The sequence below is a fragment of the Sphingomonas abaci genome, assembly GCF_014199625.1.
GTDB lineage: Bacteria > Pseudomonadota > Alphaproteobacteria > Sphingomonadales > Sphingomonadaceae > Sphingomonas > Sphingomonas abaci.
In genome coordinates this window covers 71,213-95,280 of record NZ_JACHNY010000004.1, presented here as the reverse complement: position 1 = coordinate 95,280, position 24,068 = coordinate 71,213, and the positions used below count along the sequence as shown (strand labels likewise).

General features: G+C 67.6%; 38 protein-coding genes and 1 tRNA gene. 31 read left to right on the top strand and 8 right to left on the bottom strand.

Features of this window, described 5'->3' with window-relative positions:
* The first annotated feature begins 57 nt into the window (after positions 1-57).
* The 17 genes from GGQ96_RS21415 (at position 58) to GGQ96_RS10480 (ending at position 14,093) form a co-directional block, all read left to right on the top strand.
* Complete coding sequence (locus GGQ96_RS21415) at positions 58-654, top strand: PEPxxWA-CTERM sorting domain-containing protein (protein WP_184114420.1); 597 nt, start codon at positions 58-60, stop codon at positions 652-654.
* Positions 655-729: 75 nt separating this feature from the next.
* Positions 730-1,221, top strand: coding sequence for a phage tail protein (locus tag GGQ96_RS10555; RefSeq protein WP_184114418.1), 492 nt, complete (start codon positions 730-732; stop codon positions 1,219-1,221).
* Entirely contained in the window at positions 1,218-1,880 is a 663-nt protein-coding gene (locus tag GGQ96_RS10550; protein WP_184114416.1) for a phage virion morphogenesis family protein, read from the top strand. The genes GGQ96_RS10555 and GGQ96_RS10550 overlap by 4 nt, the downstream gene beginning before the upstream one ends.
* A gap of 70 nt (positions 1,881-1,950) precedes the next feature.
* Positions 1,951-2,853, top strand: a complete 903-nt coding sequence (locus tag GGQ96_RS10545) for a baseplate assembly protein (protein WP_184114414.1) — start codon at positions 1,951-1,953, stop codon at positions 2,851-2,853.
* On the top strand, positions 2,850-3,389 hold the full coding sequence (locus GGQ96_RS10540; RefSeq protein ID WP_184114412.1) for a phage tail protein I: 540 nt from the start codon (positions 2,850-2,852) through the stop codon (positions 3,387-3,389). The genes GGQ96_RS10545 and GGQ96_RS10540 overlap by 4 nt, the downstream gene beginning before the upstream one ends.
* Before the next feature lie 16 nt (positions 3,390-3,405).
* The gene (locus tag GGQ96_RS10535; RefSeq protein ID WP_184114410.1) at positions 3,406-6,090 is read left to right on the top strand and encodes a gp53-like domain-containing protein; all 2,685 of its coding nucleotides are present in this window, start codon (positions 3,406-3,408) and stop codon (positions 6,088-6,090) included.
* A gap of 8 nt (positions 6,091-6,098) precedes the next feature.
* Positions 6,099-6,590, top strand: coding sequence for a hypothetical protein (locus GGQ96_RS10530; protein WP_184114408.1), 492 nt, complete (start codon positions 6,099-6,101; stop codon positions 6,588-6,590).
* 11 nt (positions 6,591-6,601) lie between these two features.
* A complete protein-coding gene (locus tag GGQ96_RS10525) occupies positions 6,602-6,886 on the top strand; it encodes a hypothetical protein (RefSeq protein ID WP_184114406.1) in 285 nt (94 codons plus the stop codon).
* A gap of 64 nt (positions 6,887-6,950) precedes the next feature.
* Positions 6,951-7,532: a phage baseplate assembly protein V gene (locus GGQ96_RS10520; RefSeq protein WP_184114404.1), complete on the top strand. Its 582-nt coding sequence runs from the start codon at positions 6,951-6,953 to the stop codon at positions 7,530-7,532.
* The gene (locus GGQ96_RS10515) at positions 7,529-7,891 is read left to right on the top strand and encodes a GPW/gp25 family protein (protein ID WP_184114402.1); all 363 of its coding nucleotides are present in this window, start codon (positions 7,529-7,531) and stop codon (positions 7,889-7,891) included. The genes GGQ96_RS10520 and GGQ96_RS10515 overlap by 4 nt, the downstream gene beginning before the upstream one ends.
* Before the next feature lie 9 nt (positions 7,892-7,900).
* The gene (locus GGQ96_RS10510; RefSeq protein ID WP_184114400.1) at positions 7,901-9,055 is read left to right on the top strand and encodes a phage tail sheath subtilisin-like domain-containing protein; all 1,155 of its coding nucleotides are present in this window, start codon (positions 7,901-7,903) and stop codon (positions 9,053-9,055) included.
* Positions 9,056-9,092: 37 nt separating this feature from the next.
* Positions 9,093-9,599 (top strand): phage major tail tube protein, encoded by a 507-nt coding sequence (locus tag GGQ96_RS10505; RefSeq protein WP_184114398.1) that lies wholly within the window; start codon positions 9,093-9,095, stop codon positions 9,597-9,599.
* 77 nt (positions 9,600-9,676) lie between these two features.
* Positions 9,677-10,021: a phage tail assembly protein gene (locus GGQ96_RS10500; RefSeq protein ID WP_184114396.1), complete on the top strand. Its 345-nt coding sequence runs from the start codon at positions 9,677-9,679 to the stop codon at positions 10,019-10,021.
* Between the two features lie 8 nt (positions 10,022-10,029).
* A complete protein-coding gene (locus GGQ96_RS10495; RefSeq protein ID WP_184114394.1) occupies positions 10,030-10,158 on the top strand; it encodes a GpE family phage tail protein in 129 nt (42 codons plus the stop codon).
* A 1-nt stretch (position 10,159) separates the two neighbouring features.
* Positions 10,160-12,640, top strand: a complete 2,481-nt coding sequence (locus GGQ96_RS10490) for a phage tail tape measure protein (RefSeq protein WP_246360427.1) — start codon at positions 10,160-10,162, stop codon at positions 12,638-12,640.
* A gap of 2 nt (positions 12,641-12,642) precedes the next feature.
* Entirely contained in the window at positions 12,643-13,053 is a 411-nt protein-coding gene (locus tag GGQ96_RS10485; protein ID WP_184114393.1) for a phage tail protein, read from the top strand.
* Complete coding sequence (locus GGQ96_RS10480; RefSeq protein ID WP_184114392.1) at positions 13,053-14,093, top strand: contractile injection system protein, VgrG/Pvc8 family; 1,041 nt, start codon at positions 13,053-13,055, stop codon at positions 14,091-14,093. The genes GGQ96_RS10485 and GGQ96_RS10480 overlap by 1 nt, the downstream gene beginning before the upstream one ends.
* A gap of 3 nt (positions 14,094-14,096) precedes the next feature.
* Here GGQ96_RS10480 and GGQ96_RS10475 read toward each other — a convergent pair whose 3' ends face one another.
* The 5 genes from GGQ96_RS10475 to GGQ96_RS10455 all read right to left on the bottom strand — a co-directional run bounded on the left by GGQ96_RS10475 (position 14,097) and on the right by GGQ96_RS10455 (position 16,467).
* Positions 14,097-14,426: a hypothetical protein gene (locus tag GGQ96_RS10475; protein WP_184114391.1), complete on the bottom strand. Its 330-nt coding sequence runs from the start codon at positions 14,424-14,426 to the stop codon at positions 14,097-14,099.
* 13 nt (positions 14,427-14,439) lie between these two features.
* Positions 14,440-14,889, bottom strand: a complete 450-nt coding sequence (locus tag GGQ96_RS10470) for a hypothetical protein (RefSeq protein ID WP_184114390.1) — start codon at positions 14,887-14,889, stop codon at positions 14,440-14,442.
* Positions 14,890-14,936: 47 nt separating this feature from the next.
* Positions 14,937-15,296 (bottom strand): hypothetical protein, encoded by a 360-nt coding sequence (locus GGQ96_RS10465; protein WP_184114389.1) that lies wholly within the window; start codon positions 15,294-15,296, stop codon positions 14,937-14,939.
* A 36-nt stretch (positions 15,297-15,332) separates the two neighbouring features.
* Positions 15,333-15,845 (bottom strand): helix-turn-helix domain-containing protein, encoded by a 513-nt coding sequence (locus GGQ96_RS10460; RefSeq protein WP_184114388.1) that lies wholly within the window; start codon positions 15,843-15,845, stop codon positions 15,333-15,335.
* A 139-nt stretch (positions 15,846-15,984) separates the two neighbouring features.
* Entirely contained in the window at positions 15,985-16,467 is a 483-nt protein-coding gene (locus GGQ96_RS10455) for a helix-turn-helix domain-containing protein (RefSeq protein WP_184114386.1), read from the bottom strand.
* 84 nt (positions 16,468-16,551) lie between these two features.
* Between GGQ96_RS10455 and GGQ96_RS10450 the strand changes: the two genes are divergently transcribed.
* The 12 genes from GGQ96_RS10450 (at position 16,552) to GGQ96_RS10405 (ending at position 21,071) form a co-directional block, all read left to right on the top strand.
* Complete coding sequence (locus GGQ96_RS10450; RefSeq protein ID WP_184114384.1) at positions 16,552-16,887, top strand: transcriptional regulator; 336 nt, start codon at positions 16,552-16,554, stop codon at positions 16,885-16,887.
* A 35-nt stretch (positions 16,888-16,922) separates the two neighbouring features.
* Positions 16,923-17,384 (top strand): hypothetical protein, encoded by a 462-nt coding sequence (locus GGQ96_RS10445; protein ID WP_184114383.1) that lies wholly within the window; start codon positions 16,923-16,925, stop codon positions 17,382-17,384.
* Positions 17,381-17,731 carry an ogr/Delta-like zinc finger family protein gene (locus GGQ96_RS10440; protein ID WP_221239913.1) on the top strand — a complete coding sequence of 117 codons (351 nt, stop codon included), beginning with the start codon at positions 17,381-17,383 and terminating at the stop codon, positions 17,729-17,731. The genes GGQ96_RS10445 and GGQ96_RS10440 overlap by 4 nt, the downstream gene beginning before the upstream one ends.
* A gap of 110 nt (positions 17,732-17,841) precedes the next feature.
* A complete protein-coding gene (locus tag GGQ96_RS10435; RefSeq protein WP_184114382.1) occupies positions 17,842-18,318 on the top strand; it encodes a hypothetical protein in 477 nt (158 codons plus the stop codon).
* Positions 18,315-18,449, top strand: a complete 135-nt coding sequence (locus GGQ96_RS21675) for a hypothetical protein (protein WP_281392646.1) — start codon at positions 18,315-18,317, stop codon at positions 18,447-18,449. Before GGQ96_RS10435 ends, GGQ96_RS21675 begins: the two co-directional genes overlap by 4 nt.
* Positions 18,446-18,571 carry a hypothetical protein gene (locus GGQ96_RS21670; protein WP_281392645.1) on the top strand — a complete coding sequence of 42 codons (126 nt, stop codon included), beginning with the start codon at positions 18,446-18,448 and terminating at the stop codon, positions 18,569-18,571. The genes GGQ96_RS21675 and GGQ96_RS21670 overlap by 4 nt, the downstream gene beginning before the upstream one ends.
* 1 nt (position 18,572) lies before the next feature.
* The gene (locus GGQ96_RS10430) at positions 18,573-18,776 is read left to right on the top strand and encodes a hypothetical protein (RefSeq protein ID WP_184114381.1); all 204 of its coding nucleotides are present in this window, start codon (positions 18,573-18,575) and stop codon (positions 18,774-18,776) included.
* A gap of 16 nt (positions 18,777-18,792) precedes the next feature.
* Entirely contained in the window at positions 18,793-19,044 is a 252-nt protein-coding gene (locus GGQ96_RS10425; RefSeq protein ID WP_184114380.1) for a phosphopantetheine-binding protein, read from the top strand.
* A gap of 13 nt (positions 19,045-19,057) precedes the next feature.
* Positions 19,058-19,324, top strand: a complete 267-nt coding sequence (locus GGQ96_RS10420) for a DUF2312 domain-containing protein (RefSeq protein WP_184114379.1) — start codon at positions 19,058-19,060, stop codon at positions 19,322-19,324.
* On the top strand, positions 19,324-19,677 hold the full coding sequence (locus GGQ96_RS10415) for a hypothetical protein (RefSeq protein WP_184114378.1): 354 nt from the start codon (positions 19,324-19,326) through the stop codon (positions 19,675-19,677). Before GGQ96_RS10420 ends, GGQ96_RS10415 begins: the two co-directional genes overlap by 1 nt.
* Positions 19,678-20,817 (top strand): phosphoadenosine phosphosulfate reductase domain-containing protein, encoded by a 1,140-nt coding sequence (locus GGQ96_RS10410; protein ID WP_184114377.1) that lies wholly within the window; start codon positions 19,678-19,680, stop codon positions 20,815-20,817.
* Positions 20,814-21,071, top strand: a complete 258-nt coding sequence (locus GGQ96_RS10405) for a helix-turn-helix transcriptional regulator (RefSeq protein WP_184114376.1) — start codon at positions 20,814-20,816, stop codon at positions 21,069-21,071. Before GGQ96_RS10410 ends, GGQ96_RS10405 begins: the two co-directional genes overlap by 4 nt.
* A gap of 304 nt (positions 21,072-21,375) precedes the next feature.
* Here GGQ96_RS10405 and GGQ96_RS10400 read toward each other — a convergent pair whose 3' ends face one another.
* Positions 21,376-21,534, bottom strand: a complete 159-nt coding sequence (locus GGQ96_RS10400) for a hypothetical protein (protein ID WP_184114375.1) — start codon at positions 21,532-21,534, stop codon at positions 21,376-21,378.
* A 281-nt stretch (positions 21,535-21,815) separates the two neighbouring features.
* On the opposite strand from GGQ96_RS10400, the gene GGQ96_RS10395 reads away from it, so the two are divergent.
* Both GGQ96_RS10395 and GGQ96_RS10390 read left to right on the top strand, forming a co-directional pair.
* Positions 21,816-22,457, top strand: a complete 642-nt coding sequence (locus GGQ96_RS10395; protein ID WP_184114373.1) for an Npun_F0296 family exosortase-dependent surface protein — start codon at positions 21,816-21,818, stop codon at positions 22,455-22,457.
* A 155-nt stretch (positions 22,458-22,612) separates the two neighbouring features.
* Positions 22,613-22,840 (top strand): hypothetical protein, encoded by a 228-nt coding sequence (locus tag GGQ96_RS10390; RefSeq protein WP_246360424.1) that lies wholly within the window; start codon positions 22,613-22,615, stop codon positions 22,838-22,840.
* Position 22,841: 1 nt separating this feature from the next.
* Here GGQ96_RS10390 and GGQ96_RS10385 read toward each other — a convergent pair whose 3' ends face one another.
* Complete coding sequence (locus GGQ96_RS10385; RefSeq protein WP_246360422.1) at positions 22,842-23,819, bottom strand: cell wall hydrolase; 978 nt, start codon at positions 23,817-23,819, stop codon at positions 22,842-22,844.
* Between the two features lie 60 nt (positions 23,820-23,879).
* A tRNA-Gly gene (locus GGQ96_RS10380) sits at positions 23,880-23,953 on the bottom strand.
* Positions 23,954-24,068: the final 115 nt, after the last annotated feature.

The following is a 24,068-nucleotide window of genomic DNA, read 5'->3' as shown; positions in this document are numbered from 1 at the left end:
CACCATATAAAAGGAAAACACCTGTCGCGGATAACGGTCCGCGACAGGGAGTTTATGATGATCATCAACCGAATGCTGGCGGGGGCACTGACCGCCATGGTGGCGCTGACGAGCACGTCTGCCGCCCAGGCGGCGACCGGCCTGACAGTCAAGATTACGGCGGTCGGTGAAGGCTATGAGCGTCCATTCCCCACCACGGACTTTGACTACAAGCGCTCGTTTGATGGTACGTCGTTCGCCATCAGCCTCTTTGAAACCGATGATGCCAATGTCTTTGTGCGCATCATCCAGGATGTGGTCTATACGGCGACCTTCCAGGACGCAGGACTTAGCATCACCACCTCCTATCAGGGCACCATGCCCTTCCCGCAGGTGACCGCGCAAACGTGCTACAGCCGCGCTGGATCGGCCACCCAAGGCTTCAACCCCCCATGCGGTTCTTATAATCTGGTCGTCTCGTTCGGCGGCCCGCCCGTTGCTTATTTCGACGGAGCTGCTGCGATCGTCAGCGTCGAAGAGGGCGACACGATCGGCGGCAATGGGGTCGAGTATGCGATTGGTATCGTGCCCGAACCCGCCACCTGGGCGCTGATGCTGACCGGCTTCGCGCTCACCGGCTACGCGCTGCGCCGTCGCCGCGTTGCCTTCGCCTGATGCTTGCGGGTGTGGCGCGCGTCGCCACACCCCTTGCCCTCTTGCCTGGTCGCGCCGCCCTGCCACGCCTGGGCGATGCAAAAGCCCGACCAGCTCCGCCGCCTTCTGCTCCAGGCCGTGCCCGGCCTTGCGGCCAACCCCGAGCGATTGGCGCTCTATGTCGACGCCGGCACTGTCGCCGCCAGCGCCGGCAACCTTTCCTTCGAATATCGCTACACGCTGAACCTGGTCGTGCAGGACTTCGTCGGCGATCGGAACCTGGTCATCGTGCCGGTCCTCGCCTGGATCGCCGAGGCGCAGCCGGATCTACTCGCCAGGCCGGATAGCCTGCCGTTCAAATTCGAGGCCGAGATCCTGGACGGGGAGGCGGCCGACCTGTCGATCACGATCGCGCTGACCGAGGGCGTCCGCGTCGTCACTCCGGATGGCGGCGGCTACGCCGTCCAGCACCTGGACGAACCCGCCGGCCTCGACCATTTCCCCGGCGTCTGCGGCGCGACGCTCTGGCAGCTCTTCCTGCGCGATCAGCTGATCGCCCAGACCAGCGATCCCGCCTTCCAGCCATGAGCGACGGCCTCGACCAGATCGAGCAGCTTGCCGGCACGCTGCTGCGCCGCGTGGGCGGGGCCGAACGCCGTCGCATCCTGCGCAGCGTCGCCAGCGAGATCCGCGGTATCCAGTCCGCCCGGATCGGCGCGCAAAAGGACCCCGACGGGAGCGCCTATGAGAAGCGGAAAGCCAAGGCCGAGCCGGTGCGCGGCACCTATGCGGTCCGCTTCCTCTATCCCAAGGGCGCGGCCGAACCGCGCCTGGTCTTCATGAAGAGCTGGGTGCGCCAGGGTCCGCTGCTGACCGGCTATGACGTCGAGGCCGGGGCCATCCGATCCTTCTTCTGGGACCATGTCGCTAAATGGCTGCCCGTCGACGCGGGCGAACAGAATGCCGGCGCGGGCAAGTTCCGCCGCCAGGGCAAGCTGCGCCAGGCGGCGATGTTTCGGCGTCTGCGCACCGGCCGCTACCTACGCGCCGGCAGCACCGAGGATGAAGCCTGGATCGGCTTCAGCGGGCCGGCCGCCGGCATCGCCGCGATCCACCAGGCGGGCGGCACCGACAAGGCGTCCAAGAGCGGCAAGTCCGTCCGCTATGCGCGCCGTGTCCTGCTCGGGCTGACCACCGCCGAGCGCGGCCTCCTGGTCGACCGCATCCTGGAGCATCTATCGCGGTAGAAGGTGTGGCGCGGCTCGCCACACCTTTTGCCCCCTCGCCAGTATAGGTCGGCCCCCGCGACATGGGGCCATGGCCTCCGACTCTGCCGCCTTCACGCCCGTCGACCTGTCGCGCCTGCCCGCGCCGCAGGTGATCGAGACGCTGTCGTTCGATGCGATCTACGATGATAATCTCGCCAGCCTCCTGGCATTGGTGCCCGACTTCGACGCCACGATCGAATCCGACCCGGCGGTGAAGCTGCTCCAGCTGGTCGCCTATCGCGAGATGCTGCTACGCGCGAAGATCAACGACGCGGCGCGCGCCGTCATGCCGGCCTTTGCGGTCGGTGCGGATCTCGACCAGCTCGCCGCGCTGCTCGGCGTGGCGCGGCTCACCCGCGACCCCGGCGATCCCGCGCGCGGCGTGCCGGCGGTGATGGAGACGGATGATGAATTCCGCCGTCGCCTGGTGCTGGCCCCGGAGGGCTATTCGGTCGCGGGGCCGGAAGGAGCCTATATTTTCCACGCGCTGTCCGCCGATCCGGCGGTGCTCGACGCCAGCGCCACCAGCCCGACGCCCGGCCGCGTCGTCGTCACCATCCTATCGCGCCTGGACGATGGCACCGCCTCGGCCGCGCTGGTCGCGGCCGTCATGGCCTATCTGTCCGACGACACCCGCCGGCCGATGACCGACGCGCTGACCGTCCAGCCGGCGACGATCATCCGCTATGCGATCGATGCCACGATCCGGACCTTTGACGGTCCCGATGCCTCGATCGTGCTGAAGACGGCGCGCGCGCGGCTCGATGACTATGTCGCCGCCTGCCATCGCCTGGGCCGCGACGTGGCGCGTTCGGGCATCCTCGCCGCGCTCCACGTCGAAGGCGTCGTGTCGGTGCAGCTCGCCGCGCCGGCGGCAGACATCCCGGTCGATCGGACGCAAGCGCCCTGGTGCAGCGGCATCGCCATCACCCATGCCGGCATCGGCGAATGACGCTGCTGCCCCCCAACGCCTCGCCGCTGGAACGCGGCTTCGAGGTTGCGACCGGGCGGATCTCCGAGCTGCCCGCGCCCTTGCGCGACCTGTGGAACCCCTGGACGTGCCCGCTATCGGCGCTGCCCTTCCTCGCCTGGGCGCTGTCGATCGACACCTGGTCGAGCGACTGGCCTGAAGGCGTGAAGCGCGCCCGCGTGGCGGCTGCGATCGAGATTCAGCGCCACAAGGGCACGGCCTCGTCCGTCCGCGCCGTGGTCAAGGCGTTCGGCGGCTCGCTTGCCATCCGCGAATGGTGGGAGATGCAGCCGGCCGGCGACCCCCATACCTTTGCGATCGTACTGTCGCTGGGCAGCATCGTCGCGGCCGAGAAGAGCGCCGCCTATACCGACGCGGTCATCGCCGAGATCCGGCGGACCAAGCCGGTACGCTCTCACTTCACCTTTACCCAGGCGGTCGCGGCCTCGGGCGGGATGCAGGCGGTCGCCGCTGTCCGCCCCGCCACGCTCGCGCGCCTGTCCCTCGCTGCTGCCTGACCCCGGAGCCTCGCCCATGGCCTTGACGATCCTCATCACCAACGCCGGCCGCGCCGCGCTCATCAACGCCGACAAGAGCGGCACGCGCGCTGTCCGCATCGCCACCGTCGGGGTTTCGCCCACCGCGACCGTGCCGGCCGCTACCGCGACCGCCTTGCCCGGCGAGATCAAGCGCATCGCGACGATCTCGGGCGCGCAGACGGCCGCCGATACCATCCACCTGACGGTGCAGGACGAAAGCGCGGCCGTCTACACCGTCCGATCCTTCGGCCTCTACCTGGACGATGGCACGCTCTTCGCCATCTACGGTCAGGCGGACGTGATCGTGGAGAAGTCGGCGCAGGCGCTGCTGCTGCTAGCGATCGACGTGACGCTCCAGGACATCGCCGCGACCAGCATCACCTTCGGCAACGCTAATTTCCTGCTGCCCGCCGCGACGACGGAGCGGCAGGGCCTGGTCGAGCTGGCCACCGCCGATGAAGGCCGCGCGGGCACCGACGCGACGCGCGCCGTGACGCCGGCCGTCGCCAAGGCGTCGGTCCAGGCATGGCTGGGCTATGCGCCCGCCAATCGGGCCGGCGACACCTTCACCGGTCCGGTCGCGATCCGCACCCCCAATCAGAACCTCGGCTTCTCCGTCGCTTCCTCTTTCCCAGGCTATGCCTTCATGCAGCTGGGCGACGCGGGCGAGACGTTCCGCAATTGGCATTTCGGCTCGCAGGGTGACGGCAGCTTCGCGCTCTACCAGGGCACCTGGGGGACGGGCAGCCTGCGCCTGTTGGTCACCTCGACCTCGATCGCGTACAACGGCAACCCAGTCTGGCACGCTGGCAATGACGGTGCCGGCAGCGGCTTGGACGCCGATCTGCTCGATGGATTCCAGGCGGCGCAGTTCATGCGGCGTGATGTTGCTGGCAGCGTCGGAACGGACGTCTATTTCGACTTCGGCAACAGTCAGTATGGGCGCGCGCTGCGCGTTGGTGGCCCGGCGAATACGGGTGCGGCGGTTGGCCAGATCACTGTCACTACCGGCAACATACATATCGACTCCACCAACGGGTCTGCGGTTTTCCTCAATTACTTTGCGGGCGACGGCGTCAATTTCGGCAACGGCCAGCAAGGCTTCAATGCGCGGATCACCCGCGAAGGCGGCTTCGTAGGAACGTCGCTTTCCGCCCCGACGATCGTGCGCAGCGGCCTGTCTGTCTGGGGTCCCGACAATGACGGCGCGGGGTCGGGCCTAGACGCCGATCTGGTGCGCGGCCGCTCTATTCCGCAGGACCTTTGGTTGCCGCAAAGCGTCGCCCAGATCAGCACTATCGACCCGGACAACCTTCCGGTTGGTGGCTCGGCCTTCAGCCGGCACACCAACTTGCCGGTGCCCGGCACCCTTCATTATGTGGCGGCGCTGGCGGGTGGCGACGTCTCTGATCGAGGATTGCTGATCGCCTCGCCTTATTCGAGCGGCGAGCTGTACATCCGCAGTCGGCCCGCCGGCTGGACCAAGCTTTGGTCGCCCTCGAATGATGGCGCGGGTAGCGGCCTGGACGCCGACTTGCTCGATGGGCGACAGGGGAGCGAGTTCGCATTGAAGAGCGGCGATGCCTTCACCGGGCAGGTCACGATGCGGTCGCCCGCCTTTGGCCTCCGCGTCGCAGAACTCGGCTCCGGCTACGGCTTTATCCAGCTCGGCGAAGCCACAGGTGCAAACGTCAGCCGGAATTGGCATTTCGGCTCGCTCGGCGACGGTGCCTTCGGCCTGTACCAAGGCGAGTGGGGCACCGGCACCGAGCGGCTGCGGGTCACCAGCGGCGGCATCAACTTCAATGGCGGCCCCGTCTGGCACGCCGGCAATGATGGCGCTGGCAGCGGTCTGGACGCCGATATGCTCGACGGCCTTCAGGCGGCGCAGTTCATGCGGCGCGACGTTGCGGGCAGCGTCGGAACGGACGTCTATTACGACTTCGGCAATAGCACTAATGGCCGCTCGCTGCGGGTCGGCGGCATTGCGAATACGGGTGCGCCGGTCGGACAAATCGCCGTGACCAACGGCAACATCCATATTGACCCGCTGAGCGGGTTCGCGCTGTTCCTCAACTTCTACGCGGGCAATGGCATCAATTTCGGCAATGGCCAGCAAGGGATTGTCGCGCAGCTCTCGCGCGAAGGCGGCTTCGCTGCGGCCGCGCTATCTGCCGGAACGATCGTTCGCGGCGGCCTGTCGGTCTGGGGTCCAGACAATGACGGCGCGGGGTCGGGCCTGGATTCGGACATGGTCGACGGCTGGCAGGCCGACGATCTGCGACGCTGGGGCAATCTGCTCGGCCGGCCCGACACTTTCCCGCCCTCGGCGCATGGCCACAGCGCAGCCGATATTGCCGGTGCCTTCGCCAATGCGTCGCTCGCCGCCAACGGCTACCAGGTGCTGCCGAACGGCCTGATCCTGCAATGGGTGACCGGCCCCTACCAGTCGCCAGGCGTAGAGGCGGCGATCTTCGTGAATTGGCCCATCGCCTTCCCGAACGCCTGTTTCCAGGCGTTCCCCTCGACCCAGATCCAATCGGCGACCGATCGCGGCGATAGCTGGTTCCAGCTCGTCGGCGATCCCGCGACCGACGGCTGCACCGTCATGCGCCAGCGCTCGGGCAATCCGAACGATAGCGCCGCCACCGCGCCCAAGATCTTCGCCATCGGCCGATAGGACCCCCCATGTCGATCCATTACAGCCCCGCCCGCGACACCTTCTTCGACGCGAGCCTGCACGCCGACTTGCCGGCCGATGCCGTCAAGGTCAGCGCCGACGATCATGCGATGCTACTCCAGGCGCGCACCGCCGGCATGACCATCACCATGAAGCGCGGCCGGCCGGTCGCGGTGCAGCCGATCATCCCGGTCGAGCAGCGCCGCGCCGTTGCCGTCCAGGGCGTGAAGGCCGAGGCCGGCCGGCGCATCGTCGCCACCGCATCGCTGATCCAGCAGGCCAATGACAATGCCGCCATCGCCATGGCGGCGCTGGCGGCCGCTGCCGGCGCGGACGGCGACCCGGCCGCCAATGTCATCGCCAATGCGGCCATCGATCGGCGCCAGCGGATCGACGCCATCCGCGCCGCCTCGAATCAGATCGAGGCGACGATCGCCACCATGTCCGCGCGCAGCCTCACCGCGCTCGACGTCACCGCCGACCACCACTGGCCCGCCTGAAAGGAAGCCCCATGCAGACCGAAATCGGTTCCTACGATCCCGCCACCCGCCAAGTCCCCGTCTCCTTCACCGTCGGCGAGCTTGTTCACAAGCGCGCCGTGAACGCGTGCCTGAAGAACGGCGAATTTGACCCGGCCGCGACCGCCGATCGCGTCGCCCAGGTGGCGCGCGGCGTCGCGGTGAAGATGGATTTGGGCGTGATCACCGAACAGCCCGAACCCGAGGCGCTGCCGGCAGCGGCCGAGGTGCCGGCCGAGCCGGTCGAAACGGCCGACACCACGGCTCCGGCCGAATAGGCAAAAGGTGTGGCGAGCCGCGCCACACCTTTACCCCCCGCGACGGGTGGCCCGTCTGCCCGTCATGGTCGCTTCCATTATGGACGCGGTCGACCCCAACAAGCTGATCGGTGACGTCCTGCGCCTGGGCACCGTCGAGACGGTCGATCTGGCGCAGGCGACCTGCACCGTGCGCGTCGGCGACATGATGACCGGCGACATTCCCTGGATCTCGCCGCGCGCCGGCTCGGCCCGCATCTGGTGCCCGCCTGCGATCGGCGAGCAAGTCCTGCTGGTCTGTCCGGAGGGCGACATGCTCGCCGGCATGGCGCTGGGCGGCATCTTCTTCGACGGGCGGCCCGCGCCCGCCAGCACCGACAGCTTCCACGCCGCGTTCGATGACGGCGCATGGATCGACTATGAGCCGGTCCACCACACCCTGACCGTCAACCTGCCGAGTGGTGGAACCGCTGCGATCTATGCGCCCGGCGGCCTGACCATCAACGGCCCCGTCACCATCAACGGGCCGGTCGCGGTCAACGACGATCTACGCGCGACCGGAACCGTGACCGGCGACAGCGACGTGGTGGGCGGCGGCAAGTCGCTGAAGGGCCACAAGCACACCGGCGTCCAGACGGGCGGCGGTATCTCCGGAGCGCCGCAATGATCGGTATGTCCGTCACCACCGGCCGCCGCCTGGAAGGGCTGGAGCATCTGCGCCAGTCGATCCGCGATATCCTGACCACGCCGATCGGCTCGCGCCTCGCGCGCCGCGACTATGGTTCGCACCTGCCGGACCTGATCGACCAGCCGATGAACGCGCTCGGCCAGATGCGCCTGAAGGCCGCCACGGCGCTGGCGCTCATGCGCTGGGAGCCGCGCTTGCGCCTGACCAGCGTCACCATCCAGCAGGCCGGCCCCGCCGGCTCCTACGCCCTGGTCCTGGACGGCGTCCGCCTGGACGTGCCCGCCGCGACCGCAGCCACCCGCCTTTCCCTGCCGTTCGGCAGCCTCACCGCTCGATAGGAGCCAACCATGCACGGCATTACGATCACCGAAATCAACGAGGGCACCCGGAGCCTGATCACCGTCGCCACCGGCGTTATCGGCATGGTCGTGACCGCGCCGGACGCCGATGCGGCGGTCTTCCCGCTCGACCGGCCGGCGCTGATCGTCGACATCGACGCCGCGATCGGCGCGGCCGGCACCACCGGTACGCTGTCGCGGTCCCTGCGCGCCATCGCCGACCAGGTCCGCTGCCCGGTCGTCGTCGTCCGCGTCGCGCCGGGCGCGGACGCCAATGCCACCAACGCGGCGGTCATCGGCACCACCACCAACGGACTGAAGACCGGGATGCAGGCGCTGCTGGCGGCCGAGGGCCAGGTCGGCGTCCGCCCGCGCATCCTCGGCGCGCCCGGCCTCGACACGCTGCCGGTCCGCGCCGCGCTTCAGGTGATCGCGCAGCGGCTGCGCGCCATGGTCTATGCCAAGGCGATCGGCGACGACACCGCCAGCGCCATCGCCGATCGCGCCAACGCCTCGGGCCGCGAGCTGATGCTCCTTTGGCCCAACTTCCTCGCCTTCGACAGCAAGGCCGCGACCAACGTGACCGGCTTCGCGGTCGCCTATGCCCTGGGTCTTCGCGCGAAGATCGACCAGGAGGAAGGCTGGCACCGCACGCTGTCCAACGTGCCCGTAAACGGCGTGATCGGCCTGACCCGCGACGTCGGCTTCGACGTCCAGGACCCCTATTGCGAAGCCAATCTGCTCAACGACAAGCAGATCACGGCGCTGATCCGCACCGGCGAAGGCTTCCGCTTCTGGGGGTCGCGCACCTGCTCGACCGAACCGCTGTTCGCCTTCGAAAGCGCCACCCGCGCCGCCCAGGTGATCCAGGACACGATCGCGGGCGGCATGATGTGGGCGATCGACAAGCCGCTGAAGCCCAGCCTGGTCAAGGACATCGTGGAGACGATCAACGGCAAGCTGCGCGAGCTGGTCGCGGCCGGTCAGCTGATCGGTGGCCGCGCCTGGTTCGATGCCACCAAGAACACGGTGGCGACGCTCCAGGCCGGCAAAGTCGTGATCGACTACGACTATACGCCGGTCCCGCCGCTCGAAAACCTGCTGCTCAATCAGCGGATCACGGGCGAATATTTCCAGGACTTCGCGGCCGCCGTCGCCGCCTGATCCCGCCACCTTCTCACACTAACCAGGAGCCAATCCCATGGCGTTGCCGCGCAAGCTCAAGATTATGGACGTTTTTAACGAGGGCCAGTCCTGGATGGGACAGGTTTCCTCCGTCACTCTGCCCAAGATCGCCATGAAGGGCGAAGACTGGCGCGGTGCTGGAATGATCGGCGAGGTGACCATCGATATGGGCCTCGAAAAGCTGGAGCTGGAAACCACCTGCGGCGGACCGATGCGTGATTCCATCCGCCAGCTCGGCACGCCTGGCGTCGCCGGCACCTTCCGCCGCTTCGCCGGTGGCTACCAGGACGATTCGACCGGCGAGGTGACGCGGGTCGATATCACCATGCGCGGTCGCCCGGTCGAGATCGACAAGGGCGAAGCCAAGGTCGGCGAAGGCGGCGAGTTCAAGGACAAGTGGGCCTTGTCCTACCTGCGCGAGGAGTGGGACGGCCGCGTCCTGGTCGAGATCGACCTCCTCAACGGCGTCTACATCGTGGACGGCGTCGACCGCTACGCCGAGCTGCGCAACGCGATCCTCTGACCCACCGGCCGGGGCGGCGCACGCCGCCCCGCGCCCCCGGCGGCCGTGCCGCTGCATCGTTCCCGAAAGTCCGTGCCATGACCGACCAGATCCCGACCAACCAGGCGACCAACCTTTCCACGCGTCAAATCACCCTCGACGGCCCCGTCATGCACGGCGACACCGTCCTGATCGAGGCCGGCCAGAAAGTCACCATTCGCAAGCCCGGCTCGGGCGAATTGCGCGGCCTGACGCTGTCCGCGCTCAACCAGCTCGACGTCCTGTCGCTGGAAATCCTGCTGCCGCGTATCACCTCGCCGCAAATCCTGAAGGGCGCGAGCATGGACGTTGCCGACCTGATGCAGTTCGGTGGCGAGGTGATGGATTTTTTGTTGCCGAGTGCTGCCAAGGCGGCGATCCGGTCGGCCTTCCCGACCGAGTAGAAGCGGTGATGGCGGATCTCGCCACCGTCTTCGGATGGGGGCCGGCCGCCATGGACGCGATGGGCGTGGTCGAGCTGATGGGCTGGCACGCGATGGCGATCGAGCGCGCCAAGGCACGCGCCGGCATCAAGGACTGACATGGACCGCAATCTCCGTATCCGGATGCTGCTCGAAGCTGGCGACCGCTTCAGCCGGCCTTTGCGCGACCTGACCACCGGGGCCGGCCGAGCGGGCCAGGCGCTGGCCTCGACCCAGCAGCGGCTGAAAGGCCTGGAGCGGGCGCAGTCCGATATCGCCGGCTTCCGCGAGCTGAAGACCGGCCTGCGGTCCACCCAGGGCGAGTTGCAGGCCGCCCGCCAGCGCGTGACCGATCTCGGCCGCGCCATGGGCCAGGCGGCCAATCCCACGCGCGCAATGACCCGCGACTTCGCCCGCGCGCGCACCGAGGCGCAGCGGCTGGAGCGCCAGCACCAGGCCGAAACCCGCCAGCTAAACGAGCTGCGCGAGCGCCTGGGCGCGGCCGGCATCTCGACCAGGGATTTGGCTCGTCACGAGCGCGAGCTGCGCCAGCAAATGGCGGGAGCCAATCGCGAGATCGAGGAACAGTCGCGACGGATGCAGCAGCTCGCCGATCGCGAGCGGCGCATGAACGCCGGCCGTCAGCGCTTCCAGCGGATGCAGGGCGCGGCGACCGGCATGGCGGCGAGCGGCGCGGCCGCGATCGGCACCGGCATGATCATGGCCGCGCCGCAAATCGCCGCGGTGAAAAAGGCGCAAGAGTTTGAATCGGTGATGACCGATATCGGGCAGAAAGCGGATCTATCGCGCCAGGCATCCGCCCAGCTCGGCCGCCAGCTCCTGATTGCCGCCCGCGCCGCCAATCAGATGCCGGCCGACTTGCAAGCCGGCGTTGACACGCTGGCGGGCTTGGGCGCGAAGGTGCCTGACGCGGTGGCGATGATGACGCCGATCGGCCGGGCCTCCACCGCCTACAAGGCTGAAATTGCAGACCTATCCGCCGCTGCCTTCGCCGCGAAGGACAGCCTGAAGGTGCCGGTGGCCGAAACCGGCAAGGTCATCGACATCATGGCGACCGCCGGCAAGGCGGGCGCATTCGAGATCAAGGACATGGCGCAGTATTTCCCGGCGCTGTCCGCCGCCTATCAGGGCTTGGGCCAGACCGGCACCGATGCCGTCGCGGATCTCGCCGCCGGCCTTCAGATCGTGCGCAAGGGGGCCGGCGACAGCGCGACCGCCGGCACCAACCTGTCCAATATCCTCCAGAAGATCGCCTCGCCCGCCACCAACAAGGCGTTTGAAAAGATGGGCGTCAACCTGCCCGAGGCGCTGAAAAAGGCGTACAAGGAAGGCAAGACGCCGCTGGAAGCCATCGCCGAGCTGACCAACAAGACGCTGAAGGGCGACCTATCGAAGCTCGGCTATCTGTTCGAAGATGCCCAGGTCCAGCAGGGCCTGCGCCCGCTGATCCAGAACATGGAGGAATATCGCCGCATCCGCGCCGAGGCCGCCGGCGCTAGCGGCACCACCGATCGCGATTTCGCCGAGCGGATGAAGGATTCGGCCGAGCAGACAAAGAAGTTGACGGTAAATGGCAGCGTCTTGGCAATCACCTTGGCATCGCAGCTGCTGCCTACCGTCAATGCCGTGACGGAAAAGGCTGTAGCCTTCGCCACCTGGATTGGCGACGTCGCCCAGCGCCATCCGGAGGCGACCAAGGCGGTTATGGTCGGCGCGGCCGCCTTCGCCGGCCTGTTCTTTGTCCTGGGGGGCGGTGCGATCGTCATCGCCGGCCTCATCGCGCCCTTTTCGGCGCTGGCGTTCGCATCGGGCGCTCTTGGGATTGGTATGCTGCCCGTCGTCGGGATTGCGCTTGCGGTTGTTGCCGGCGTCGTCGCTATCGGTGCGGCGGCCTATCTCATCTATAAGAATTGGGGGCCAATCACGGCATGGTTTGCCGGGGCATGGCAGACCATGAAGGATAGCGCGCGATCGGCGTTGGACTGGTTCCTGACGCTACCCCAGCGTTTTTCGTCTATCGGCGTCAACATCGTCGCGGGCCTGATCGGTGGCATCACCGGGCAGGCCGGCGCTGTTGCTATGGCGATCATGCGTCTGGCGGGCATCGCCATGGACACCTTCAAGAAAAAGCTCGGCATCCACTCGCCAAGCCGAGTCTTCATGAGCTTCGGCGGGTACATGATGGAAGGATTGGACCAGGGCATTGCCGCCGGGGCGAAAGGTCCGGTGCGCCGCATCGGCGACGTCTCCGGCCGGCTAACCGACGCCCTGGACGGGACGCCCGGCAGTCCGCTGCGCATCGAGCAATCCTCGGGCGTGCTGACCAAGGCGCTGGCGATCGGTGCGACCCTGGGCATCGGCACCGTCCCCGCCATGGCCGCGCCGGCACCGTTCCCCGCCAGCGCCGCGCGCGCGCCGATCAGCGTCACCGTGCACGTCAACAGCGTGCCTGGGCAAAGCCCGCAGGATCTCGGGGACGCCATCGCCCGCGCCGTCTCCGATGCGCTCGATCGGCGCGACCAGGTCGCCGATCGTGCGGCGCGATCGTCGCTCGCAGACACCCCTGACTACGGATACTGACCATGTCGATGATGGCGCTTGGCCTGTTCGTCTTCGAGCTGCCCACCCTGACCCCGGCCGAGCTGTCGCGAAGCAGCGATTGGCGGCACGCCCGCACCGGGCGCGTCGGCACCAGCGACGCGCACCAGTACACCGGCCCCGGCGAAGACACGATCAGCCTGACCGGCGTCGCCATGGCGGAGCTACAAGCTGGCGAGGCGTCGCTCGACGAGCTGCGCGACATGGCCGCGACCGGCGATTGCTGGTCGCTGACCGACGGCACCGGCAAGGTCTATGGGGCCTGGGTCATCACCGGCATCCAGGAGAAGAAGTCTGCGTTTTTCGGGGATGGCAAGGCGCGCAAGATCGAGTTCACCATCGATCTACTCGCCGTCGACGCCGCCCCGCGCCAGTCGGCGGCCGGACGCGCCTGATGGCCTTCGTCAACGCCATCCCTGACTATCAGGTGACAGTCGACGGCCTGGACATCACGCCCCGGCTGAAGGGCAAGGTGCAACCGCCAGGCGGCGGCCGGCCGCGCCCGCGCCTGGTCGCGCTCACCCTGACCGACAAGCGCGAGGGTCAGGCGGACGAGCTGACGATCCAGATCGATGACAGCGACGGCGCGGCCCCGCTGCCGAAGATCGGCGCGGCCGTCAGCGTGTCGCTGGGATGGCTCCAGGGCAGCGACGTCGCCCCCGGCTTGGTCGACAAGGGCCGCTTCATCATTGACGAGGTGGCGCATGACGGCGCGCCCGACCTGATCAGCGTCACCGCGCGGTCGGCCGACTTCACCGGCGCGGCGACCGTCCGGCGCGAGCGGAGCTGGTCGAAGTCGACGCTGGGCGCGATCGTCAGCGACGTCGCCAAAGCGCATGGCTGGAAACCCCGCTGCGCAGCCCGCCTCGCCGGCATCGCCGTCACCGCCAAGGCGCAGAGCCGGGAAAGCGACCTTGCCTTCCTGCGCCGCCTGGGGCGCGAGCATGATGCGGTCGCGACGATCAAGGCCGGGGTGCTGATCCTGTCGCCGATCGGCGCGGGCGAGACGGCGACCGGTCGCGCCCTGCCGGCGGTGACCCTAACCAGGCGCGTCGGCGACAAGCACGGCTACCGCATTGCCAAGCGCGACGATGCCCCCGGCGTCACCGCCGTCTGGCACGATCGCGGCAAGGCGAAGCGGCAGGAGGTGACCGCCGGCAACGCGGATGGCGCGAAGAAGCTGGCGCGGGTCTATACCAGCGAGGCCGAGGCGAAGCGGGCGGCCGAGGCGGAACGCAGGCGCGCCGCGCGCCAGGCCGCGACGCTCGATCTGACGCTCGCCCTCGGCCGTGCGGATCTCTATCCCGAGCAGCGCGTGACCGCGTCCGGCTTCAAAGCGGAAATCGACGCGACCACATGGCTGATCGCCGAGGTGACCCACGATCTGGGCGAGCAGGGCTATGGGACGCGGCTGAAGCTGGAAAGCGCCGTCTGATCGCTACGCGGCCGCCGCCCACTGCGCCTCGGCCGCCAGATAGCCCGCCATTTGCTCCCACCCGCGCCGGGCCAGGCTGACCGTCTCGCCCTCGATCGCGGCGAGCGAATGCGATTGCAGCCAAAGCAGATAGTTGCGCACGATATCCGCATCCATCGGCACCGCCGCGACCAGCAGCTCGGCCGGCGTGGTGCCGCCCCGCGCTACCAGCGTCAGCAGCATATCCCATGCCGGTTCACCGAAGCCGTCCAGATCGCCTTGGAAGAACCGGTCGCGCATTCGTCGCCGTTCCAGGATGCGTTCGGCCGAGCGGGCCAGATCGTCCCGCGTCATGCCGCCGCCTCGATCAGCTCACCTGCGAGCGCCAGCCTGGATCTGGGTCGCCGCTCGCCACCCGCTTGCGGTGCCGCCAGGTGCCGACCGCCGTGGCGATCAGCATCGGATAGGCCCAGAAGCCGGTCTGGAAGCCATAGCCGGTCGGCAGCATCCCTGGATCGAGCAGCTTGGCCAGGTGCGCCACCACGGCCGCGCCCTGCCACGTCCCCAGCCAGAAGGGATAGAACCGCGTCGAAAGGCGCGTCAGCGCGATCAGCGCCGCCAGTAGCACCAAGTCGATGACCATCGTCGCCGGCAGTGCCGTGGCATAGCTGTTGGATTCGACCAGCCGGTGCAGCGTCAGCCCCAGCGCAAAGGCTCCGATCTGCAATCCGGCGGCTACCCGCTCCGGCCCATCGCCGCGCAGCAGCGCGTAGCCGCAGCAGCCTAGCAACAGGACCAGGAAGAGGAGCGCGCTCATGCGCACGCTCCTCTGCACCCGAATGGCATGGCGTCAAGCCATCCATCTCACGCCGCTTGGACGACGTGGAGCGGCGCGACATCGGCGCGCGTGGACGACGATCCCTCGGGCGTATCGCCGTAATCGCCGTAGCTGACGACGCCGAGGCCCATGTTGGTCTGTTCCTGACGGAACAGGCGATGCGCCTGATGCACCGCCTTGCGCGCGGCGAGCAGCTGCGCAGTCGCATCGGCGATCAGCGTCAGCGCATCTTCGCCGGCTTCCAGCGGCAGCTTGGCGCGGCGACGGCCATTGATCGCGGCGGTCTGCATCGCGGCGGCCTGGGTCAGCGCCTGGTCAAGATGCTCTTCCATCTTGATCAGCGGCATCCCAACCGAGCGGGCGACTTCGAGACGAGTATTCAGCATGGTGGCTCCCCTTTCCGCAGGGGACGCCCCCACGGCCTAGTGTGTGAGCCGACGAATCGCCACCAGCACCGGCCGCCAGATCCCCGGCATGGCCGCGCCGATGGAAGCGGATGCCGCCAGCGCCACCAGCGAGCCGGTGACGGTCATCGCCATCCAGCCCAGGATCTGCACCAACGTCATCGTATTGCGTGGCCGCTCCGCAGTTCGCCAGGGGCGGACGGGCGGCGACGCCATCGTCGACAGAGGCGCTTGTGGCGTGAAATTGGGGGCATCGGATACCCGGTCCCGGTCCCCCTCGGACGCGGTCCGGGGGTCGGGCAGGGGGGCGTTGACCGTCTCGGCCGCCGTCATCGGACCAAAGGCGAGGCGCGCCGCCTCGCGCCGATCGGCCGCGCCCAAGGCCCTGACGGCTTGGGCCAGATATTCGTCCACCGTCTTCTTGCTGATCCCCAGATCGAGCGCGATTTCCTTGCTGGTCGCCTGCCGCTCCCAGACCAGGCGCAGGCATTCCGATTGGCGGGGGGTCAGGGGGGCGCGGGGGGGCGTCATGCGCGCGCCGTTAGCACTGGAATGGATGCTGTTTCGCTTTGAAAATGATCCAATTTCGTTACGTCGCGCGGGGTGGGAGCTAATCTGAAGAAGGCAGGATGCAGCGAAGGCTGCATACCGTGCGACACCGAATGCGCGGTCACGGTTGCGGTACGGGATGCCGCATGGCGTCGGATGCTACGGCTGATGCATGATCGCCGGGATGCTGGGGTTCCAAAGGATCGGGCCGCAAATCTGCAAGCGTTGCAAGCCCGATGGGAAGCAGCTCAGCAAGCTGCCGAGCAACGTCGCCGCGAGCTAAAGTTAGATCGACGTTCCGCAGTAGCCCGTTGAACATCGCTGTCAGTGCATCGCAATTCGGCATCGCGACGTGCATGACGACGGTCTTTAGATAAGCGGGTTCGGTTGGTGCCTCTCGCGGACTAACGACATCTGTCTCGCCCAAGAGATATTCCGGGCTGGTGCGTAGCGCCCGCGCGATCTTGTGCAGGTGCTTCGATCCGTTCGACCGTCCCGAGATCAGGCTGGCGATCGTGCCTTGGGTGACGCCCACCTCGGCCGCCAGCTCCGTTTGGGTCATGCCCAGCGCATCAAGGCGCGCTTTGACCTTCGATCCGATCACGGCCGGATGGTTATCGGTTTTTCAATAGTGGGGGCACCGTATTTCTTCATTGACTCACTATTGAAGCTTCAATAATCAGAATGCATGGGCATCGAGCATCAGGTAGACACACCGCTTGCGCTGGCCGCTCGTGCGGTCGGGTCGCAAACCCGTCTCGCCGAGATCGCGGGCAAGTCGCAGGGCACTGTCAATCTGCGCCTTCGCAATAAGCAGTCTGTCTGGCCCGAAGCAGTCCTGCCGATCGAGGCCGCGACCGGCATCTCTCGTCATGTTCTCCGGCCCGATATCTATCCTCTTCCCGAACCCACGGATGCGCCGTGCCCTCCCGAAAATAACGGCGACCCTTCATCCGTAGGCCCTAGCGGCTCGATCGTCGCGTGCGATCGAGCCGCCCTTTCGCACCAGGATGGCGCGAAGTGACCAAACCCCGCGTCCCTCACACCTGGGCAGATGCCATGACTCGCGTCGCCGGTCGGATTGGTTGGGAAGCGGCTCGCATGGCGGTCGGCGGCCTGGGCGAGCGCACGTTGCGCCGCTGGTCCGATCCCGAGGATGATCGCTGGCCTAGCCTCGACCAGGCGGTGGCGCTGGACGCTGCATACCTCGCCGATGGTGGCGAAGAGGCCCCATTCTCTGCCGTCTTCTCGGCGCAACTCGATACCAAGATGGCTGACACCATCGCGTGCCACCAAGCCCTGCTCGAAGATGCCGCGACGGTCGCGCGTGAGCTGGGCGAGGCGGTGGCCTCCTCTATTGCCGTGGCACGCCCCGGCGCTTCCCCGCGCGAAATCCATCGTGCCGTGGTCGAGGCGCGGGAAGCGGAGACGGCGGTCGGCAAGATGCTGCGCCGGCTCATAAGCTTCCTCCCGCAGGGCGTGGGGTCAGGTGCGGGGAAGGCCGGGGGACAACCGTCGTGAACAAGCCGACAATACCATATATTTCTGCCAAGAAGCCGGGCGATCCGGGCGCTGTCTGCCCGCATTGTGAAAGCCGGGCCAGCATCCGCCACTCGCTCGCACTGACGCCGCTGATCCGCCACATCCGCTACCGCTGCGACAATGACGATTGCGGCCATGTGTTCGTCGCCGAGCTGGTCGTAATCCGTACCTGTGTGATGAGCGCGATCCCCAAAGGGTCGATCGACATCCCCTTTTCGCCGCGGACTGCCGCCTTGCCGATGCCGGCGAATGACGCTGCGCCGGAACCTGCCAACGACGATCGGGATGATGCCGCCATTGCCGGCGACACCGACGCCATGACCTGATCCCGCGCGGGTTCGCCTGCGCCCACCTCCCCCGATCCTGCCCCCACCGGAAGCCCCCGCTTCCCGGATCGCCCCCGCTTTGTCTGCAACCTTTCAACCGGAGACGTGACATGACTGCCCTGTTCCCACGTACCTTCGAACTCCCGGCCGCGCCGCCGCCACTGTCCGCAACGGATGCCGCAGCCGCCATTTGGCTGGCGCCATCGACCTACATTCGGCTGCGCCGCGAAACGGCCGGCCTGACCCATGCCCAGGTGGCCGACAAGCTGGTCGCTGGCGGCACTGCCCTGCCGGTCGAGCGGGAAATCGCCCGCTTGCTGGTCCGCGATCTGGAGCGCCACGGCGTCACCGCCAGACAGCCTAGCGCGTTGATCACGCTCCGGCGCATCTTCCCGTTGGACCCGGATATTTATTGGCAGCTGGTCTATCGCCAGGGCGAGCCGCCGCGCCTCTGCCACACCTGCGGGTGCAGCTATTTCGATTCCTGCCAGCTTGGCGGTCACGACAGCGCCGACCTGTGCGACCTGATTAGCGACACGCTCTGTTCGCGCTGCGCCACTGCCCAAGCGGAAGGAGCGGCGGCATGATGTACGATCCGCCTCGCCCCGGCCGGGCAGCTCGCGCGCGCCAAGTCGCCCTGCTGGTCGTGATCGCGATCATCACCATCCCCTTCGCGATGCTGGCCATCCTCGGCAGCGTCGCGGGCGATCGGCGATGATCGCCCGCCTCGCCAATCCGTGGCGCGCGATCCCGGCCGGCCTGGTCGTCGGTCAGGCGCTTGTCATCCTCCTGGACCGCATCGTTGGCGGTCCCGGCCCCTTCGCTCTGTTCGGCCTGTGACATGGCCGGTCGCGCCGATCGCGTCGGGGCAGGGGAGGGCGACCGCGTCGTCTATCTCGGCATCGGCCAGCGGCGCGGCAAGCATGGCGACCTGTCGTCGCCGTCCAAGGGCTTCTGCACCGTCCGTTTCGATGACGGTGTGCCGCTGCTCTGCCCCCTCAAGGACTGCCACCCCATCCCCCGCCGGCCCCGGCCGGATTTCTGAAGAGAGAGGATCTATCGTGACTGATACTGCCCACAAGGTCGCCGTCATCGTCTCGCGCGAGCTGCGCGTGGATCTCGACCGCTGCACCCCCGACGCCGTGCTGGAAAGCCTGGGCGCGGACAAGCCGGCAATCGCCGGCATCGTGGTCGACATCGAGGACGAGCTGAACGCCGCGATCTGCTCTGACGCGACCTTCGAAGCGATCCGCACCATCGCCGACCTGATCGCCATCGCCAATGTCGCGGCCCCCCGCGCCATCGCCGCCTGAAGGGAGAAGACCGATGGGTGACGAACGCGGCGAAGGCATGGGCGGCGGCCAGGTGGCCGCCGACGAGCTGCGCCTCCTGATCGAGCGCGCCGAGCGCCTGGAGGAAGAAAAGAAGGGTATCAGCGAAGATATTAAGGACGTCTTCGCCGAGGCAAAGGGGCGCGGCTACGACCCCAAATCGATCAAGACCGTCATGGCGATCCGCAAGAAGAAGCGGGAGCAGTACCAGGAAGAGCAGTCGATCCTGGAAGTCTACATGCAAGCGCTGGGGATGCTGTGATGGCCGGCCGCGCCTCCCTCACCGCCAGCTTGAACGCGCTGGAGCTGGTCAGCGAAGGCGCGGCCCAGGCCCACCGAGCTGCCGGCAAGCCCGACTCGGCCGTCGCCCTGCTGGTGATCGCCGAAAATATCACCCTGATCGCGCTGGAAATGGCCGTCGCCCTGCGCGCGGCCGTGGCCGGCGATCTGCACCCGGCCCACCACGCCATTGACACGCTGGCGTTGACCGAAATTCAGTCTGCCACCCCGGACCAAAAAGTGTCGCACGCCGCCCCCACACTTCCGGCGCTGGACGACACCGCCTCCGGCGCTGTCGGGTGTGCGGATGATTCACACCCCAGCGAGGCGGCATAGATGGCGCGGCGATCGGCGCAGGAGCGGCACCAGCTCGGCCTCTTCACCACGGGTTTTGACGATCTTGCCCTTTCGCCCGACGTGCGCGCTGCGATCCAGGCCGGCGCGCCGGTCGCCTTCAGCCTGTCGGGCGGCAAGGACAGCGTCTCAATCAGCCATGCGACGGCCGCACTGCTCGACCGCCTCGGCCATCCGCGCGATCGGCGCATCGCGATCCACGCTGATCTCGGCCGAATTGAATGGGCCTCCACGCCAGATACGGTCAACGCTCATGCGGCTCGCCTCGCCGTGCCGCTGATCGTCGTGCGCAATAAGAGCTACGACATGCTGTCCAAGTGGGAGCGCCGCTTCGAGCTTGGCTGCATCCGCTACCAGGACCTGCTGACCTATCACCTGACCGCGCCCTGGTCGTCGTCGGCGAACCGCTTTTGCACGTCCGAAATGAAGACCCAGGTCATCCTGCCGGAGCTGCTGCGCCGCTTTCCCGGCGACCGCATCTTGTCCGTTGTCGGCATCCGTCGGGAAGAGAGCTTCAAGCGTCGCTTGACCCCCGTATCGAAGGCCGAGGCTGCGTGCTGGACGCGCAAGACCGGCGCACACATCCTGACATGGCACCCCGGCGTCGACGTGCTGGAAGACGAGGTCTACCGCTATTGCGCGCGGAACAGCCTGCCACTGCCCGAAAGCTACGGGCTGGGCAGTACCCGCCACGGCTGCGCCTTCTGCGTCCTTGCTTCGGAAAATGACATCAATGTCGCCGCCCGCGCGCCCGGCAATCGCGGCGTCTATCTTCACCTGGTTGACCAGGAGGCGCGCACCACCTTCAGCTTCCAGCAGAACCGCTGGCTGGGCGACGTCGCTCCCGATCTGCTGCCCGCCTCGCTCGCCCAGGATCTGGCGCGGGGCCAAGCGCTGGCGACGGAGCGCCGCGACCTGGAAGCGTCGCTCCCAGCCAATCTTCGCTACGTCAAGGGCTGGCCCCAGCGGGTGCCCAGCCTGGGCGAAGCGACCATCATCCACGCCGTCCGCGCCCGCATCCTGAAGATGCACCGGCTCGAAACGCCTTTCACCACACCCGTCCAGGTCCGCGAGCGAATCGCCGAGCTGCACAATGCCCAGCGCCTGAAGGAGGCCGCATGACTGCCGTCGCAAAAGCGAAGAAGATCACGTTGGAGAAGGCGAAGCAAGTTGGATGCCCGGCCTCGGCCGGACGCTTCCTCCGGCTATCCGACGTGATGGCTACGACCGGCCTGGGTCGCTCGACCCTGTATCGCATGATCGCCAATGAGACTTTCCCCCGGCAGCACCAGCTCACCGCCCGATCCATCGGCTGGTGGGAAAAAGACGTCGCCGATTGGCTCCAGCGTCAACGCAACGGATGCCCCCAAGCATAGAAGCTGGGGGCATTCCTGGGGGCATCGCTGACCAGGCAAAAGCAAAAAATGACAGTTTTACGGGGTTTAGAGTACATGCAACCGGCAGCAGTCCCTTCCACCAACCTTTCAGATCAGACGATCCCCGAACGGTGCCAGGCTAGGCCGGCGCAGGCGGGAGCATCGTGTCACGCCGTCCGGGACCAGCGCAAGCATTTTGGCGGCGCTAGCTTCGACGATGGGAGTTCCGCGTCCTGATCAACCCATGCCGAGCAAGGAGGCTTGGCGACGGCAAGCGGCGTTCGTCGCGTGGCGGTGACAGGCATCACCCCGCAGGCCTCGACATCGCATCACCGATGGTGCCATCGTTGATCGACGATGCGCTGCCCGATTCGATCACGCAGCGCACGCCGAACGAATCGCGATTCGGTGATTCGCGGTGCCGATCTCGGCGATAGGCGCGGTTGAGGGCGAATCCTGCCACATTTTCTGCAAAAGTCCGCGTAAGCGGCTGACAAGAAATTCCGGTTAGTGTCGGTTGCGAAAGGAATGGCATTTTGACCTTTTCCCACGGATCACGCAGCCTCCACCGAAAAGTTCCATGGGAATTTATGTCGCGAACGGACCGGATTGCAAGAAATGCATGTTGCGCGGCACAAATTGCATTTATTAACGCCATGGTTTCCAAATAGTTAACGTTTGTCCCGGTCGCGATTGCAGCGGGGCTCCACCGCCGATCGACGGCGATTGACGATAGGGGTTATCATGCGCAACCTGTACACCATGGCTTTCGCGGCCGCTGGTCTGACGCTGGCGGCTTCGCCGGCCTCCGCGGTCACCTTCACCTCCACCGCCGGCAGCACCAGCAGCTTCGCCGCGCCCGCCGGCACGGTGGTCGACTTCAATGGCGCCCTGCCCACCGGCGTGACGCTGTCCGGCAACGACTATGGCTATGCGACCGGCTCTTCGTTCAACGGGGCCGAGCCCGCGTTCAGCGACGGCAGCCGCTACCTTGCCGTCTATGGCAACGGCACGGCGACGCTGGCGGCGGATGCGGCCTATCAGGCGATCAGCATCTTCCTCGGCTCGATCGACAGCTACAACACGATCAGCCTGCTCAGCACGACCGGCGCGGTGCTCGCCAGCTATACCGGTGCGGACCTCGCGCCGACCGCCAATGGCAGCCAGGATTCGTCGGTGACCAACCGTCGCATCACCTTCACCGCCTCGGCCGGCGAGACGTTCGGCGCGATCGTGTTCGGCAGCGGCGGCAACTCGCTCGAAGTCGACAATGTCGTCTTCTCGGTGCCGGAGCCGTCGACCTGGGCGCTGATGTTCCTGGGCTTCGGCATGATCGGCGCGACCGCGCGCTATCGCCGTGGCCGCGGCGGCGTCGTTACCGCCTGATATCCCCCGCCAGGGATGATCTGACAGCCGCCGGTCCTTGCGACCGGCGGCTTTTTTCGTGGTCCGATCGCAGGATGACCGGAGTTTCACGGGTCGCTCACCTCGTCGCCACCTGGACCGGCCTATCCCGGCTGCCTCGCAGAAGGAGTAGGATCATGACCAGCACCGCCATCCGTTCCGCCGCCACCGCGCTGATGCTTGCCGCCGGCGCGGCGCTCGCCGGTCCCGCCAGCGCCGCCGGCTGCCTGAAGGGCGCGGCGGTCGGCGGCGTCGGCGGCCATTTCGTCGGCAAGGGCCATGCGGTGCTGGGCGCGGCGGCGGGCTGCGCCGTCGGGCACCACCACGCCAAGGTCGCCGCGCGCAAGGCGGCGTCCAAGCGCTGACCTAGCTCCGATCGTCGCCTGGCCCCTGTTCAGGGCCGATCGCAACGATCATGGGGTCGGCAGCGGTGGCGTGGCGGCGATGCACGCGCACACCCATCGTCACCGCCACCGCCACCGCTTCACTCGCCGGCGCGGCACGTTCGGACGCCGCCATCGCCGGCTGATCGATGCCGCGATGGATGGTCACGCCGCCCGTATCGGCCGCGATCGCGACGGGCGCGGTCGCGGCGGTTGCGACCAGCAGCGGCGTGGCGACCGGCTCCACGCCGGCATAGGCGCGGCGGAAGGACAGGGCGGCGGTCATGGCGCTGCGCCAGCCATAGAAGATATGCGCGCCGATCTGCCCGATCCGCGCCAGGCTGGGGGCCCACCAGGGCCGCACGGCATCGGTATGGTAATAGGTCGCCGCGCCGATCGGGGCATAGACCGCGCCCGCCAGCGCCGCCTCGGCGACCGTGCGCGCGCGGTGCCAGGCCGCGCCGTCGACCGGATGCCTGGTCGATCCGTCGCAGGCGAAGCTGAACTGGCAACCCACGCCCCGGCCATCGCGCCGCGCCCCGCCCTGGTAGACGACGCCGCAGACGCTGGCGGGGAAGGCGCGGTCGCGCACCCGGTTGAGCACCACCTGCGCCACCGCGCGCTGCCCATCGAGCGGCTCGGACCGCGCCTCGTAATAGACGGCGGCGGTCAGGCATTGGGCGGCGCGGTTCGCATCATCGCGGCTGCGCGGCTGGCCGGAAAAGGCGGGCGCGGGGTTCAGCAGCGCAGGGGCCCGCGTGGCGGCGGTTCGCAGCGGCGCGGCGGCCCGATCGCTTCGCCCGTCCACGGCCACCGGCGACAAGGCCAGGGCCCGCAGCAGCGACGCGTCCTTAGCCGCGAGCGCCGGGGCGCCGGCCGGCGACGCCGGCTCGCGCGAACAGGCCGCCAGCGCCAGCGTCATGGCCCACAGGAACGGCACGCGAAGCGGGTTGGCGGTCATGCCCCCTGCTAGGCCGGAAGGGTTGAAGCCGGGTTAACCGTAGGATGGGCAGCAAGCCGGTGGAGCGGGTAACGGGAATCGAACCCGTGTATTCAGCTTGGAAGGCTGCTGCACTACCATTGTGCTATACCCGCAAACCGTTGGAACCTGTCAGTTTCCTGGTCTGACCGTCGAGGGGGCCCGCTGCGTGCCGCGAGGCGGAGCCAGCCGACGATGCCGCCTCATACGCAGACGTGGCGGATCGTGCAA

Bases quoted from the DNA above. Each gene is read 5' to 3' on its own strand.
- GGQ96_RS10405 (WP_184114376.1), top strand. From the start codon at position 20,814: ATGACTGCCGTCGCAAAAGCGAAGAAGATCACGTTGGAGAAGGCGAAG.
- GGQ96_RS10475 (WP_184114391.1), bottom strand. From the start codon at position 14,426: ATGACGCGGGACGATCTGGCCCGCTCGGCCGAACGCATCCTGGAACGG.
- GGQ96_RS10555 (WP_184114418.1), top strand. From the start codon at position 730: ATGCAAAAGCCCGACCAGCTCCGCCGCCTTCTGCTCCAGGCCGTGCCC.
- GGQ96_RS10490 (WP_246360427.1), top strand. From the start codon at position 10,160: ATGGACCGCAATCTCCGTATCCGGATGCTGCTCGAAGCTGGCGACCGC.
- GGQ96_RS10505 (WP_184114398.1), top strand. From the start codon at position 9,093: ATGGCGTTGCCGCGCAAGCTCAAGATTATGGACGTTTTTAACGAGGGC.
- GGQ96_RS21670 (WP_281392645.1), top strand. From the start codon at position 18,446: ATGATCGCCCGCCTCGCCAATCCGTGGCGCGCGATCCCGGCCGGCCTG.
- GGQ96_RS10480 (WP_184114392.1), top strand. From the start codon at position 13,053: ATGGCCTTCGTCAACGCCATCCCTGACTATCAGGTGACAGTCGACGGC.
- GGQ96_RS10545 (WP_184114414.1), top strand. From the start codon at position 1,951: ATGGCCTCCGACTCTGCCGCCTTCACGCCCGTCGACCTGTCGCGCCTG.
- GGQ96_RS10470 (WP_184114390.1), bottom strand. From the start codon at position 14,889: ATGAGCGCGCTCCTCTTCCTGGTCCTGTTGCTAGGCTGCTGCGGCTAC.
- GGQ96_RS10415 (WP_184114378.1), top strand. From the start codon at position 19,324: ATGGCCGGCCGCGCCTCCCTCACCGCCAGCTTGAACGCGCTGGAGCTG.
- GGQ96_RS21415 (WP_184114420.1), top strand. From the start codon at position 58: ATGATCATCAACCGAATGCTGGCGGGGGCACTGACCGCCATGGTGGCG.
- GGQ96_RS10385 (WP_246360422.1), bottom strand. From the start codon at position 23,819: ATGACCGCCAACCCGCTTCGCGTGCCGTTCCTGTGGGCCATGACGCTG.
- GGQ96_RS10390 (WP_246360424.1), top strand. From the start codon at position 22,613: ATGACCAGCACCGCCATCCGTTCCGCCGCCACCGCGCTGATGCTTGCC.
- GGQ96_RS10410 (WP_184114377.1), top strand. From the start codon at position 19,678: ATGGCGCGGCGATCGGCGCAGGAGCGGCACCAGCTCGGCCTCTTCACC.
- GGQ96_RS10465 (WP_184114389.1), bottom strand. From the start codon at position 15,296: ATGCTGAATACTCGTCTCGAAGTCGCCCGCTCGGTTGGGATGCCGCTG.
- GGQ96_RS10460 (WP_184114388.1), bottom strand. From the start codon at position 15,845: ATGACGCCCCCCCGCGCCCCCCTGACCCCCCGCCAATCGGAATGCCTG.
- GGQ96_RS10395 (WP_184114373.1), top strand. From the start codon at position 21,816: ATGCGCAACCTGTACACCATGGCTTTCGCGGCCGCTGGTCTGACGCTG.
- GGQ96_RS10510 (WP_184114400.1), top strand. From the start codon at position 7,901: ATGCACGGCATTACGATCACCGAAATCAACGAGGGCACCCGGAGCCTG.
- GGQ96_RS10450 (WP_184114384.1), top strand. From the start codon at position 16,552: ATGGGCATCGAGCATCAGGTAGACACACCGCTTGCGCTGGCCGCTCGT.
- GGQ96_RS10525 (WP_184114406.1), top strand. From the start codon at position 6,602: ATGCAGACCGAAATCGGTTCCTACGATCCCGCCACCCGCCAAGTCCCC.
- GGQ96_RS10430 (WP_184114381.1), top strand. From the start codon at position 18,573: ATGGCCGGTCGCGCCGATCGCGTCGGGGCAGGGGAGGGCGACCGCGTC.
- GGQ96_RS10445 (WP_184114383.1), top strand. From the start codon at position 16,923: ATGACTCGCGTCGCCGGTCGGATTGGTTGGGAAGCGGCTCGCATGGCG.
- GGQ96_RS10500 (WP_184114396.1), top strand. From the start codon at position 9,677: ATGACCGACCAGATCCCGACCAACCAGGCGACCAACCTTTCCACGCGT.
- GGQ96_RS10530 (WP_184114408.1), top strand. From the start codon at position 6,099: ATGTCGATCCATTACAGCCCCGCCCGCGACACCTTCTTCGACGCGAGC.
- GGQ96_RS10420 (WP_184114379.1), top strand. From the start codon at position 19,058: ATGGGTGACGAACGCGGCGAAGGCATGGGCGGCGGCCAGGTGGCCGCC.
- GGQ96_RS10550 (WP_184114416.1), top strand. From the start codon at position 1,218: ATGAGCGACGGCCTCGACCAGATCGAGCAGCTTGCCGGCACGCTGCTG.
- GGQ96_RS10495 (WP_184114394.1), top strand. From the start codon at position 10,030: ATGGCGGATCTCGCCACCGTCTTCGGATGGGGGCCGGCCGCCATGGAC.
- GGQ96_RS10540 (WP_184114412.1), top strand. From the start codon at position 2,850: ATGACGCTGCTGCCCCCCAACGCCTCGCCGCTGGAACGCGGCTTCGAG.
- GGQ96_RS10520 (WP_184114404.1), top strand. From the start codon at position 6,951: ATGGTCGCTTCCATTATGGACGCGGTCGACCCCAACAAGCTGATCGGT.
- GGQ96_RS21675 (WP_281392646.1), top strand. From the start codon at position 18,315: ATGATGTACGATCCGCCTCGCCCCGGCCGGGCAGCTCGCGCGCGCCAA.
- GGQ96_RS10515 (WP_184114402.1), top strand. From the start codon at position 7,529: ATGATCGGTATGTCCGTCACCACCGGCCGCCGCCTGGAAGGGCTGGAG.
- GGQ96_RS10535 (WP_184114410.1), top strand. From the start codon at position 3,406: ATGGCCTTGACGATCCTCATCACCAACGCCGGCCGCGCCGCGCTCATC.
- GGQ96_RS10435 (WP_184114382.1), top strand. From the start codon at position 17,842: ATGACTGCCCTGTTCCCACGTACCTTCGAACTCCCGGCCGCGCCGCCG.
- GGQ96_RS10485 (WP_184114393.1), top strand. From the start codon at position 12,643: ATGTCGATGATGGCGCTTGGCCTGTTCGTCTTCGAGCTGCCCACCCTG.